General features: G+C 67.0%; 9 protein-coding genes and 1 tRNA gene. 3 read left to right on the top strand and 7 right to left on the bottom strand.

Translation table 11 applies throughout. The features are described from left to right. Positions 1-40 precede the first annotated feature (40 nt). The 4 genes from K9S39_RS23685 to K9S39_RS23670 all read right to left on the bottom strand — a co-directional run bounded on the left by K9S39_RS23685 (position 41) and on the right by K9S39_RS23670 (position 3,472). Complete coding sequence (locus tag K9S39_RS23685; protein ID WP_248868928.1) at positions 41-1,537, bottom strand: ricin-type beta-trefoil lectin domain protein; 1,497 nt, start codon at positions 1,535-1,537, stop codon at positions 41-43. A 378-nt stretch (positions 1,538-1,915) separates the two neighbouring features. Continuing rightward, on the bottom strand, positions 1,916-2,404 hold the full coding sequence (locus K9S39_RS23680; RefSeq protein ID WP_248868927.1) for a phosphoribosyltransferase: 489 nt from the start codon (positions 2,402-2,404) through the stop codon (positions 1,916-1,918). A gap of 150 nt (positions 2,405-2,554) precedes the next feature. Continuing rightward, entirely contained in the window at positions 2,555-3,130 is a 576-nt protein-coding gene (dcd, locus tag K9S39_RS23675) for a dCTP deaminase (RefSeq protein ID WP_248865349.1), read from the bottom strand. A 183-nt stretch (positions 3,131-3,313) separates the two neighbouring features. After that, the gene (locus K9S39_RS23670; protein ID WP_248865348.1) at positions 3,314-3,472 is read right to left on the bottom strand and encodes a hypothetical protein; all 159 of its coding nucleotides are present in this window, start codon (positions 3,470-3,472) and stop codon (positions 3,314-3,316) included. A 233-nt stretch (positions 3,473-3,705) separates the two neighbouring features. Between K9S39_RS23670 and K9S39_RS23665 the strand changes: the two genes are divergently transcribed. Next, positions 3,706-3,779, top strand: a tRNA-Gly gene (locus K9S39_RS23665). A gap of 312 nt (positions 3,780-4,091) precedes the next feature. Here the strand turns inward: K9S39_RS23665 and K9S39_RS23660 are convergent. Further along, a complete protein-coding gene (locus K9S39_RS23660) occupies positions 4,092-5,630 on the bottom strand; it encodes an FG-GAP-like repeat-containing protein (RefSeq protein WP_248865347.1) in 1,539 nt (512 codons plus the stop codon). Between the two features lie 100 nt (positions 5,631-5,730). Then, positions 5,731-6,234, bottom strand: a complete 504-nt coding sequence (locus tag K9S39_RS23655) for a hypothetical protein (protein ID WP_248865346.1) — start codon at positions 6,232-6,234, stop codon at positions 5,731-5,733. A gap of 424 nt (positions 6,235-6,658) precedes the next feature. Between K9S39_RS23655 and K9S39_RS23650 the strand changes: the two genes are divergently transcribed. Continuing rightward, positions 6,659-9,964 carry an ALF repeat-containing protein gene (locus K9S39_RS23650; protein ID WP_319949578.1) on the top strand — a complete coding sequence of 1,102 codons (3,306 nt, stop codon included), beginning with the start codon at positions 6,659-6,661 and terminating at the stop codon, positions 9,962-9,964. A gap of 11 nt (positions 9,965-9,975) precedes the next feature. After that, complete coding sequence (locus tag K9S39_RS23645) at positions 9,976-10,260, top strand: hypothetical protein (RefSeq protein WP_248865344.1); 285 nt, start codon at positions 9,976-9,978, stop codon at positions 10,258-10,260. A gap of 553 nt (positions 10,261-10,813) precedes the next feature. Here K9S39_RS23645 and K9S39_RS23640 read toward each other — a convergent pair. Then, on the bottom strand, positions 10,814-11,956 hold the full coding sequence (locus K9S39_RS23640; RefSeq protein WP_248865343.1) for a hypothetical protein: 1,143 nt from the start codon (positions 11,954-11,956) through the stop codon (positions 10,814-10,816). Positions 11,957-12,299: the final 343 nt, after the last annotated feature.

Here is a 12,299-nt window from a genome sequence, read left to right as displayed (position 1 = left end):
CCGAACTCCCGGCCCGAACTCCTCGGCGTACGACGATGTTTCACGTGAAACGCTGCGTATCCGAGCCATCACAGGGCTGAAGCCGCAGCGCGTCCTTCGTCGAGGCCAGCGTCAGGCACAGCGACTGCGCGACGGCCGGCCGGACCGTACCGCCGTCCGCCCGCACGAACTGCTGGTTGGCCGCGCCCGAGCAGTTCCACAGCACCAGGCCGACGCCCGGCTCATAGCGCCCCTCCGGCACGTCCAGGCACCGGTCCTGGGTCAGCTCGCTATGCACCGACCGCTGCTCCGGGTCGTACCACCAGCTCTGATGGCGCTGCCCGGTGCAGTCCCAGCCGCCGACCACCGTGCCGTTCCGGGTGCCGCCGCCGGCCGCGTCCACACAGCTGCCCGTGCCCGCGTTCTTCAGCGGTCGGTACGCATCGTCCCAGGCCCCGGCGTACAGCTTCGGCCGTCCGGTGCTCGCCGGATCCGCGCAGGACGCCTCGCGCAGCCCCGGCGCCGCGTAGAGCTGGGTGAGACAGGTCGCGAAGGCGCCGTGGCCCGCGGCGTTGGGGTGGAAGGACTGGCGTACGGAATTGGCATCCGGCGGGAAGGGGTTGGCGACATCGACGTACAGGCCGCGGGCCCAGGTCGCCTCCATGCACACCTCGTGCCCGTGGAAGAGCCGCGAGGCGTCGAGATAGGTGGCGCCGGTTTCCTGGGCGACCTTCCGTATGCCCCGCTCGAAGGCCGGCACGGCCGCGTTACGTCCCCAGCCCGCGTCAGAGGTGTAGCCCGTGCAGCCGCCCGGCAGCTTCCCGGGGAAGTCCGGGTTGTCCTCCACATCCGGCCCGATCGGACTCGGATACGACATCACCACGAGCCGGTAGTCGCCGTCCGCGTAGCCCGCGTCCCGCATCACCGTCCGCAGGTCGTGCACCGTCCGCTCGACCTTCGGGACCAGCCCGTCGACCCGCGCCTGCCACCCCGGCCGGTACTTCGGCTCGCAGGTGCCTTGGAACAGGAACCATCGCGTCACGCAGTCCGTCATCACCGGCCCGAACTGCAGATCGTCATTGGCCCCCGCCACCAGCAGCACCATCTTCAGCTTGGTGTTACGTGCCGCGATGGCCAGGCTGTCGCTCTGCACCAGCTCGTCCGCGTACTGCTTGGTCCCACCGATCACGATGTTCCCGGTGTACGCGCCCGAGCAGGCGACGTTGTAGGTCACCTCCGCCGCGATCCCGGTGCGGTGAATCGCCGCGTCGGGCGACCGGTGGCACCAGTTGTCGGGCCCGTCGGTCCCCGGCTCGTACGTGCCGACGCCCTCGCCCGAGATCTCGCTGTCGCCCAGCGAGATCAACGCGGTCTTGCGCTCGTCGATCGGCCGCTCACCCGGGGCGCCGTACAGCTTGACGGCCTCCTGCGCCCGAATCTTCTCCAGCTCGGGCGCCAGGGGTTCGGCGGACGGTGCCCGGCCGGACGCCACGGCGGTTCCAGAGGCGTCGGGGGCTCCGGGCGCGGTGGCCCCGGAGGCGGCGCCTGCCGTCCCCATCGCCACGGCCGCCGCCACACCGAACGCCACCGCTCCCGCCCGCAGCCGCCTCCCGCGGACCGGCCGTCGTCCGTCCACCAGCCGACGTCCATGTAAGGGCCGCCGGCCGCGTACCCGCCGCCCGCCACGTACCGACCACCGCCCATGCCTCGCACGCACCATTGGGGCCTCCCCTCCGGTCTGCTGTTACCGCCGGTATTTACTCGGAAGTAAGGCACCGGTGGAACACCCGGAACGGGATTGGCCGAAAAACGCGCAAGAGGACGGCCATCGCTCGCCGACACGCCAACACACCAACGGCGGGCGGGTCTTCACCCGCCCGCCGGGCCACGTCGCCAGCCGATCATGATCCGCTGAACCGCCCCTGTCGGGGCGTCGTCAGGCGTCGAGCACCTGGTTCTCCCGCCGTACGACCGGCGGCTCGACACTCCACGGGAAGTTGATCCAGTCGTCCGTGCGCTTCCACACGTACTCGCACTTCACCAGCGAGTGGGACTTCTCATAGACCACCGCACTGCGCACCTCCGCCACGGTCCCCAGGCAGAAGTCGTGCACCAGCTTCAGTGTCTTCCCGGTGTCCGCGACGTCATCCGCGATCAGCACCTTCTTCTTCGAGAAGTCGATCGCGTTCGGCACCGGCGCGAGCATCACGGGCATCTCCAGCGTGGTGCCGACGCCCGTGTAGAACTCCACATTCACCAGGTGGATGTTCTTGCAGTCCAGCGCGTACGCCAGACCGCCCGCGACGAACACGCCACCCCGGGCGATCGACAGCACGATATCGGGCTCGTACCCGTCGTCGGCGATCGTCTGCGCCAGCTCGCGGATCGCTCCGCCGAAGCGCTCGTACGTCAGGTTCTCCCGTATGTCACGCACGTATCTCTCTCAGATCTTTCAGCTCTCTCAGACCTTCGCTGCCCACACGTCCACCGGCGACGCTTCCCCGCACCGGAGTCACACCCGACCCCTGTCACGCCCGACCCGAATCGCAGCCGCCCGCGTCGCAGCCGCCCCGCGTCACACCTGCGTACGGTGAAAGTTCTTGAACGACCGGGACGGCGTCGGGCCGCGCTGCCCCTGGTAGCGGGAGCCGTAGTGCGCGGAGCCGTAGGGGTGCTCGGCCGGCGAGGTCAGCCGGAACATGCACAGCTGCCCGATCTTCATACCCGGCCACAGCTTGATCGGCAGCGTCGCGACATTGCTCAGCTCCAGCGTCACGTGCCCGCTGAACCCGGGGTCGATGAATCCGGCGGTCGAATGCGTCAGCAGCCCCAGCCGCCCGAGACTGGACTTCCCCTCCAGCCGCGATGCGAGATCGTCCGGCAGGCTGATGACCTCGTACGTCGAGGCCAGCACGAACTCACCGGGGTGCAGAATGAACGCCTCGTCGCCCTCGGGCACGACCTCACGGGTCAGGTCGGGCTGCTCGACGGAGGGGTCGATGTGCGGATAGCGGTGATTCTCGAACACCCGGAAATAGCGGTCGAGCCGCACGTCGATGCTCGACGGCTGCACCATCGACTCGTCATAGGGGTCGATGCGCACCCGACCGGCGTCGATCTCGGCCCGGATGTCCTTGTCTGAGAGAAGCACGCAGACGAGGATACGCGCCCACACCACCCGCGCCGCACGCCACGGGCCCGGCCCCACCTGGGACCGGGCCCGCACCCAAAGCTTTCGCTTCCTCTCGCTCCACAGCCGCTCTTGCTCCGCGTCTGCTCGCGCTCTATGTCTTTGCGTCTGCTCGTGCTCTACGTCAGCTCTCGCCCTGCGCCGCTACCGCTTCGTGCTCTCCACCGGCACCGCATGCCGCAGCCGGGCACACCGCGGGCAGCGCAGCAGCCGCCCCGGGCCGAGCCGGCCGGTGGTCTGCATCGGGAACGAAGCGGTGCTGAACACATGCCCCTCGGCACAACGTACGACGGTGCGCTCCATCAAGTCCCTCTCCCAAGTGCGCGGACAACAATTGCCACATTAGGGGATGAACTGGGCGCCACCTCACGCGGCACTCCGACGCCCAACCGTACGCCTCAACTCCCGCGCCCCGCAGCCGCATCCCGCCCCGGCGAGCCCTGCCCGACCACACTCCGAGCACGCCAAATACACCGCGGGGCGGCGATGGGGTAGAGTGTGCGGCGATGTTCCGCCCTCGGATCGGGCGGGATTACGCGGGTGTAGTTTAATGGTAGAACATGAGCTTCCCAAGCTCAGAGCGCGGGTTCGATTCCCGTCACCCGCTCCATGCGAAAGCCCCAGGTCAGCGGCCTGGGGCTTGGTTATTATCTAGACCAATTTTGGAACGCGTGCCATTCGCGTGCCATAAGGCACCCATTGACGCGCCGAGTTGGGCACTCGCAAGCCCCTACTGAGCGACTTGATCGGCTGCCCCCTCGAATCGCGAGAGGCAATCTTTATGGCCTGCATCACACGTCATTGACAACGGACCGTCCTCGTCATGAGCCTCCAGGTCAGGCCCGACCCTCATCTGTGCGAGGCACTCCGGGCCCGGTGGTATGCCGGGCCCGGAGCAGTACTTCTTCCCTGCCAGCTTCGGTCAGGCGAGCTGGAGCATGGTCTTCCAGGTGCTGCCGCCGAAGGGGATGGAGGTGGCGGTGTTGATGCCGCCCTTGCCGTCGCCCTTGTAGAGGTGGAGGGTGCCATCGGTCCAGATGGCCATGAGGTCGGCGATGCCGTCGCCGTTGAAGTCGCCGGCGGTCAGCTGCCGCACGGTGCCCCAGGTGCTGCCACCGACCGGGACCGGGACCTGCTTGCCGACCTGTCCGGTGCCGTCACCGGGGTAGTAGTGCAGGGTGCCGTCGTACCAGACAGCCATGAGGTCGGCGATGCCGTCGCCGTTGAAGTCGCCGCCTGGCAGCAGCTTCACGGTGCCCCAGGTGTCACCGCCAGTGTTGACCTTGACCTGCGAGTTGATCTGCCCGTTTCCCTTGCCCTTGTACAGATGCAGGGCGCCGTCGGTCCAAACCGCCATGAGGTCGGCGATGCCGTCGCCGTCGTAGTCGCCGGCGGTCAGCTGCTTGACCGTGCCCCAGGTGCTGCCGCCTTGCGTGACGGTGATTTCCTTGGAGAACTTGCCCTTGCCGTCGCCCTTGTATAGGTGGAGGGTGCCGTCACCCCAGACGGCCATAAGGTCGGCGATGCCGTCGTTGGTGAAGTCGCCCTTGGCGACCTGCTTGATGGTCTTCCAGCTGTTTCCGCCGGGCTGTGTGATGTTCTCTCCGCTGAGCCCCTTGGCCGGGTCGCCCGGGTACAGGTGGAGGGTGCCGTCCGCCCAGATCCCGGCGAGGTCGGCGATGCCGTCGCTGGTGACGTCGTCCTGGACGCGGAAGGCGGTCTTGCGGATCCACTCGCTCAGATCGTCCACACGCACATCGACCGCGTCGGTGCGCTTCTCCTTCGCGTCGGTGCCCAGGCAGCCCCCCTGCCAGGAGCGGCTGTTGACGGCGACGAGCTCCGCGATGCCGTCCTTGACGCGCAGGGCGGGACCACCGGCGTCACCTTGGCAGATCGTGGCCTGGGCGGAACCGTTGAGGTTGACCGCGCTGCCGGTGATGGAGCCCACAGTGAAGGCAGAGGAGTGCAGCTTGTCGGGCACCCATTGGGCCTTGGTGCGGCCGAAGCCCGCCACCGTCAGCTGTTCGCCCGCGGTCGGAGCAGTTGCGGCGAGCCTGGCCGGGGCGATGCCCAGGGCGCGGCGGGCGAGCTTGACCATCACTACGTCGCGATCGGGGTGCGGCACGAGTTCAACCGCCTCCACCACCTTCCCGCCCTTCTGCGTCAGGTTGGTGCGGCCCACGGTAATGGTGGTCTTGGAGGTCGGCTTGCCGGCCTGGACCGGCTTGCCGCCGTTCGCGAAGCAACTCTTGGTGCTGAGCACCCATTGCGGGTCCACCAGCACGCCTGAGCAAGCCTGCTCGTCCGCTACGTTGATCTTCGCAGTGAACGCGTAGGTCTCATCCTTGACGACAGTGCCCTGCAGGGCGGTCGCGGGAGCGGCGGTGGCGAGGCCGCTTGCCAGAGTAGTCGCGGCGAGAAGACCTGTAGTCCACGCGGAGCGTGAACGCCTTCCAGGCATGTGAATTCCTTGATTGTGTTCGTGTGGCTGTCCCGAGCGTGCCGCAAGCAGCCTGGGCATGCCGGGCGGGCGGAGCAGGCGCTCGGCAACTGGGCGGGATCTACTTCCCCGTGGCGATCTCCACGAGTACGTGGTCGCGCCCTGCCGGGTCGGTAGTCTCACCGATGCCCTGCCACTTGTTCTTGCCGATGTCGTAGGACTTGGTCTTGTCGTCGACGGTCATCTCGACGTGGGCAGTGTGATCCTTGGTCTGCACTCCGGTCACGGCAGGGACTTCGAGGCTGAGGTAGCCCTTGCTGCCCGTGACACGGAAACAGAAATCATCCCGATCGCGGGCAATGAAATGCAACAGGTCGCGAGAGCTGCCACATTTGGCCAGAGTGATGTTGCCGTCGCCCCGCTTAAGTTTCAGGTTCTTCTCTGCAAGGATCTTCGCCGCGTTGGGATAGGAGAAGTCCTCAACAGCGAGGGGCATTTGGGCAGCTTCCTTTGGCGCAGGCGCAGGCGCTGCCGGTGTCCGGGTGCCGGCCGCGTGGGCCGCCCCGGCCAGCAGCAGAGTGCCGCCGGCCAAAGCCAGGGCCAGCAGGCGCGAAGGGGTCTTCATCTACAGCTCTTTCAATGAGATACAGCCCGTCTGCCACCAGCTCATGGCGGAGATAGACATGCGGGAGTACGGGGCCAGTCCGCCGAGGGTTTGCGTCGGGGCTATAGCCCCCCGAACCGGCAGAGCTAAACACCTATCACCAGGCGTGTCGGATCGACAATTCTCGCGGCGTGACGAAGGTCGCATTGAGGGATTTCCCGTCCCTACCCCAAGTCGCAGTCAGGACTAAAGTCCCGAGCCGAACTTCATTTCTCCTGGTGGGAATTCCCCACTCATCGGAGATGATCACCGATGCGCATCGGGACTTTAGCCCTATTTTACCTTGGTTTTAGCCCCTTCAGGTCGCATGTGACCATCGAACCCGGCGTCAAGAGCGCCCCAGGAAACGACTATTAACGCGAGAAGCCGGTAGCGAATACTTGACATGAAACGGACAGACTTGATGCGCGGCCAACCGCGCCCCGGTGGGAAGAGATTCACTGCTCTCACCGCTCTGACAGTCTCTGCAGTCCTCTTCGGGACCGCTGTCGCGGAGGCAGCCCCAGCGCCGGCAGCGCTACCGGCCAATGCCCGTGCTCAGGCCGTCGACGCCTGGATGAACGGCGATGCGGGAGTGAAGCGCGCCGCTGCCAAGGCCCTGACCGGAACCGATGCGGATCTGCAGGACTTCGTTACGCGGGGACTCCATCGTGCCACCGTCGACGACGCACGCATCGCGATCCTCAAGTTGCTCCCTACCGCCGGTAAGGGGGTGAGTGAAGCGGGACAGAAGGCATTGTCCGGAAGCGACCAGGATGTTCTCGACTTCGTGAAGTCCGGGTTCGAGAAGCCCTTGCAGGATGACCGGCGCGTTGCCGTGCTACGGGCGATGAACGAGGGCGGTAAGGCCGTGAACCGGGAGGGCCAGAAGGCCCTGAACGATGGTTCGGCCAAGGCGCTGGAGGAGTTTTTCGATAAGGCCCGGCCCCAGGCCGAGGACGAGGACAATCGGGTCCGGGTGCTGGCCCTGATGAACTCTGGCGGTCGAGCGGTGAAGCAGGCCGGCGAACGGGCAATGAACGGTACGCCGCAGGACAGAGTTCAGTTCCTGGAGACCGGGCAGCACTTGGCTCGTGCCCGTGACCAGGAGCTGATGACGGCCACCCAACTCGCGGAAGCTGCCACCGCGGCGGGGAAACATGCCAAGGTCGAGACCGAAGAGGCCAAGGAGGCCGCCGGCCGTGCCGACAAGGCCACAGCCTTGGCCAAGGAGGCTGCGGAGAAGGCGGCGGATGAGGCACGGGCGGCGAAGGGGGATGCGGACAAAGCTGGGCGTGCCGCCACCCGCGCCGCCCAAGCCGCCGAAGGAGCAGCGGCAGCGGCCCGTACCGCGATCCAGGCTTCGAACGCTGCGGTGACCGCGTCGCGCACCGCAGCACAAGCTGCCGCTAATGCCGCGCATGCCGCTACTGCGGCGGGGCAGGCGGCCGCTAGGGCGTACCGGTCGGCGAATGCCGCCATCAAAGATCGCAATCAGGCCGCGAACGCGCGAAAGGCCGCCCAGGTAGCCCGCGATGCCGCCGCCGGCGCCCGCACCGCAGCAAAGGCTGCCTCTCACGCCGCGGACGCCAGTGCAGCCGCCGGGAGTTCCGCCGCTGCCGCTGCCCGCGCCGGGCAGAACGCTGCTGCCGCCGCCGAGGCCGCAGCGGCCGCAGGCGAGCAGTCCGGCGTCGCCAACAGCGAGGCCGCACGTGCACGACGGGCCGCCGCCCAGGCCCGCTCAGCAGCCACGCAGGCCACCAAAGCCTCTGGCCGCTCCCAGAAGCTGGCCAACCAGTCTGCTGCGGCGGCTCGTGCGGCCCGCCAGGCCGCCAACTCTTCGGCCGGCCACGCCGAGGCAGCTGCGAAGGCGGCGGAGGACGCCGCTCAGCATGCCGGTGAGGCCGACGCTGAGGGGAAGAAGGCCACCGCACACGCCAACGCCGCCCTCAAGGCAGCGAAACAAGCCGCGTCCGCAACCACTCAGGCCCGACAGGTCGCGAAGGTTGCCCGCGAGGCTGAGCAGTACCTGCTTGAGCAGGAGGAGGCGAAGGCGATCGCGGACGCCGAATTGCTGAAGTCTCTCGACGACGAGGCCAGGGCCACCAACAAGTACGCGCGGACGCAGGCTGCCCGCATGGACGAGGAGACCAAGAAGCTTCTCGCCGAGGCGGCGGGCAAGGCCAAGTCGGACCCTGCGGCGGCATCTGCCCTTGCCCGCAAGGCCGCGGTCAACCTCCTCAGCAGCAACGGCAGCTGGACCAGTGAGGCTGCCGGCCAGGCCCTGTCGGGCAGCGATAGCGACATGCTCACCTGGCTCACGACCGACCGCGTCACCGCGCAGCAGGAAGACGATCGCGAGACTGCCCTCCACCTGGCCCGCATCGGCACACCTAAGACTGCTGCCGCCGCCGAGGCTGCACTTACCCAGGGCCCTAAGGCAATCGAAGCGTTCTTGACGGACGGAGTGGTGGAGAGTCAGCGCGACGAGTACCGCATCCAGACCCTGCGGGCGATGGAAGACGCAGGCAAGGCGGTAACTACGGCGGGCAACGCAGCCATGGACGATGGCTCGGCCAAGGCTCTCAACGCCTTCCTCCTCAGCGGATACCCGAAAGCCCAGGCCGAAGACGACCGGGTTGAGACCCTTCGGATCATGGAAAAGGGGGGGCCGCACGTTAAGTCTGCGGCCCGCATAGCCATGGCCGGACCCCGCTGGATGCTGGGCGTCTTCGTGACGCGTATCCAGTACAAGGCCGCACAGGCCGATCAGGACACCGCCGCCCATGTCGCAGCCGTCCGTGCACAGATCAGCATCGCCGCCAAGGCCGCTGCCACTGCCTCCAAGGACGCCAACACCGCCGCCGAGGCGGCCGCCCACGCCGCAGGAAAGGCTGACGAGGCGAACGTCTACGCCAAGCAGGCGAAACAGGCTGCACGGGAAGCAGGCGACCACGCCGCACGGGCACGCGAGAGTTCGCAGACCGCCGACCAATCCGCCACCGCTGCGGCAGTCTCCGCTGCCCGGGCCAAGTCCGCAGCTGCTGCAGCACGTAAGGCCAGCCGGGCCGCGAACTATTCAGCCAGCCAGGCCACGGCCTCCGCTGCCCAAGCGAGCATTTCGGCCAGCAACGCGGCCACATCCGCCCGTCGAGCCCGGCAGGCTGCGCTGGACGCGGGCAAGGACGCCGCCGCGGCCGGCCAGGCCGCGCGCGACGCATATGGCATCGCCGCCGAGAAACGCCGCCAGGAGCAGCAGGCTGAAGCGAAAGCAGCCCGGGAAAAAGCACAGAAGAACGCGGAAAACAACTACCGCCCCCAGGATGACCCCAAGAATGACGACGTCGTATTCGACAAGCACAGCAACGCCGGAATCCCCGACAGCGTGCGAAACGTCGTCGGATTCTTCAGTCTACGCGGAGCCTTCGACGCCGTCGCATTCACCGTGCTCGGTCGTACCGACGAGGCCAAGGAGTCTTTCAAGGGATTCATCGGCCCGTTCTTCGCGGGGCAGCTCGGGGGTTACGTCAGCGGCTCTGCCGCCGAGATGGGCAAGGGGGTCGGAGTCATCGGCAGGGCCGGTACCAGGCTCTTCGGATGGCCGCTGGCCCTCGGCGCGACGGTCGTCGACTACCTACTGCCCGAAGGCGGTCCGGTACGGTATATCGAGCCCGGTCCTTTCCAGCGACGCCCCATCGCTCCCATCACATGAGGGTGAAATAAATGACGAACAAGGAAAACTGGCTGAACTCGCTGAAAGGCGGAGGCTTCATAAAAGGATCCGCTGCCGGTCTCGGCGAAATGCTCGGTAACATGTTCCTCGGCTGGCGTTCCCTGCTCCTCGGCTGCTGTGGAACAGTTGCGGGATTCGTCGGTGCCGTCACCAACAGCGGCCTCACCACGAGGATTACTCTCTTGGCCATCGGCAGCGCGTCCCTCGCGCTTACATGGGTGACGTTGAAATACATGAAACGCCAGCAGAACGAGCGCAACGATCCTCAGCGCTGACCTCGCGGCCAGGTCTGTCCGGGGCTGAACCAGCAGACCTGGATATTCGTCCAAGGTCCGGGACGCTGGGCTGTGGCCACGAGTATTCCCGTGCTCACAGCCCGGCGTCCGGCATTCGTCAAGCCCCATCTCTTTCTTTCGTGCGTCGAGTGTGCCCGGCACGCGCGTCGTAACGTGGGGCAGCGCCAAAGTGCACAAGGACCGGCAGGTCACGCAGGGCCCTTACCTCCGCATCGTTGTACGCCTCGCCTGCGGATGCGTCGTCCGGGACAGGCGCACGTTCGCAGACCAGATGAGCGAGCAGCGCGGCTGGAACATCGCGGTCACCGGTGGCTGGGAAAGTCAGACCGGGCCGGACGGAACCACATACACGTTCCGAGCACCCTGCAAGAAGGTGACATCCTGACCTGCTCAAACAGAAGCTCGGGCAGGTAGAGCAGCTGTCCGAACCTCATTCGGGACGAAGAGGTCGCCGGTTCAAGGCAGCCCCCGTCGCCGACTGCCTGTCTGCCTCCTTGCCGCCAACCCGTACCTGCGCCCCCTCTCCCGTTCGTCAGCGCTCCTCAGCGAAGGGTTCATCCCCTGCGTAGGGATGGACGTACCGGTCGTCGTTGAACGGCTTGAACCAACTCGCCAGCCCCATAGGCGCGACGCCGAGGTACTCGCCCACCGGGCTCTCGTCGATGCCGTCCTTCGAGTCGTCGTACAACCACTCGTGGTCCATGTCCTCGTAGACCATCGCGGCAAAGCACTCCAGAGCCGACGAGACCCCCTCATCGAGGAGACCGAACGTTTCAAGGGTCACCTCGGCCCGGTCGAGAAGGAGCCTGAGCACCAGCTCCTCCGCAACACAGCTCAGTTGCTCGAAGCTGCCCCCCGTGAAGCGTGTGGTCAGGGCAACGGCCGTCACCAGGAAGCGCCGGGCGAAACGGGCGTCGTACTGAAGGACGTAGTGCGGAGGCAGTTCATCGAGCAGCCACATCGGCCGGTCGCACTCAGCAACGTTCGTCTCCTCCGCAGCCAGCGCATACGCATCCTGGAACAGCTCGTCCAAGAGGACATCCGTCGCCCACACCAACGCCCCGGCTGCCAGCTCTGCGTCATCGGCCGCCACCCGGGAGCCGTACTCGGCGAGGTCGTCGTCCTTCTCTTCCTCATCGGGGACGCCGAACATCTCCGGCCCGAAGGACCGCAGCCGGGCGGCCATGGAGCGCATCCTGCGTTGCGCCGCCTCGGTATCGACAGCGTCGCTCGTCGTGCCAACGGCGGCATCGCCAGCGGCCGACTCGATCAGTCGGGCACGCCGCGAGGCGAGATCGTCCGGCGGGGCATCCGGGCCGTCGGCCGCCTCCAGGCTCTCCTTCGCGAGGTCGGGGTGCAGCTCGACCTCACACCGCTCGACCGTCCAGTCGGCGAGCAGCTCCGAGCGCTCAAGCAGTTCCTCTACCAGCGCACGGACCGCCTCCTCGGCGAACTCCAGCGCCGGCGCGACCACGAACACCTTCAGTAGTGCACCGCCGGGATGGACGCCCACCCATGTGTCGGCAATCTCCACTTCCACACCATCCGGACCGTCGATCGACTCGACCGAGTCGAAGCCCTGCTCCAGGAGCGCCCCGGCCCCGACCCGCTGCAGCTCGTCCATTTCCGGAGCGCCGCTCGCGATCTGCGTATCCACTGTCACTGCGTACGTCACGCCGCCCAGCCTTGCAGGACAAGCCCCCACTTGCGGCAGCAATGTCGACTCCGAACCGCCCTTGCGCACACCCTCCGAGCAAAGCCCTCGGGTACAGCGCAAGCCCCTTCAGTGGCAACTCCACCCGTCGTGCCACTCCCGTGCCAGATCGAGCGGTAAACGACGGTCAACAGGGGCCCAGAGGGTTCACTGGAAACCGCACCCCCAATGCGACGTCTTCGCAGGTCAGACGGGCAGTGGGCGCCGGAAAGCCCCCTGATTCCCAAGCTCAGAGCGCGGGTTCGATTCCCGTCACCCGCTCCATGTAGAAGCCCCAGGTGAGTGGCCTGGGGCTTGCTTATTG

Origin of the sequence: Streptomyces halobius (assembly GCF_023277745.1) — a bacterium.
Taxonomy (GTDB): domain Bacteria; phylum Actinomycetota; class Actinomycetes; order Streptomycetales; family Streptomycetaceae; genus Streptomyces; species Streptomyces halobius.
The sequence above is the reverse complement of the archived record's forward strand: the minus strand, read 5'-3'. Positions and strand labels throughout refer to the sequence as shown.